This is a genomic window from Streptomyces sp. URMC 124, from assembly GCF_051386455.1.
GTDB lineage: Bacteria > Actinomycetota > Actinomycetes > Streptomycetales > Streptomycetaceae > Streptomyces.
Genome location: NZ_JBPQTS010000642.1, coordinates 1 through 239 on the forward strand (window position 1 = coordinate 1; position 239 = coordinate 239).

Here is a 239-nt window from a genome sequence, read left to right on the forward strand (position 1 = left end):
TTGCCGCAGAAGGTGCCGTCATGCGGCGATTCGCCGAAATCTCCGCCATAAGCCAAGTACTCCTCGCCGTCTTGGTTGCGGGTAAGAATGGATTGATCGATCCAATCCCAGATAAACCCTCCCTGAAGCACCGGATACCGGTCGAACAGCTCCCAGTAGGCGCTTAACCCGCCGCAGGAGTTGCCCATAGCATGGCTGTACTCGCACAGGATGAACGGTTTGGGCGGGTTGTTTCGGGC

At 57.7% G+C, this 239-nt stretch carries 1 protein-coding gene; it reads right to left on the minus strand.

Annotated features, from left to right (window positions below; all coding sequences use genetic code 11):
- On the minus strand, positions 1-188 hold a 188-nt coding region (locus tag ACSNOG_RS34005), incomplete at its 3' end, for a glycoside hydrolase family 2 TIM barrel-domain containing protein (protein ID WP_436756521.1).
- Between the last annotated feature and the right edge of the window lie 51 nt (positions 189-239).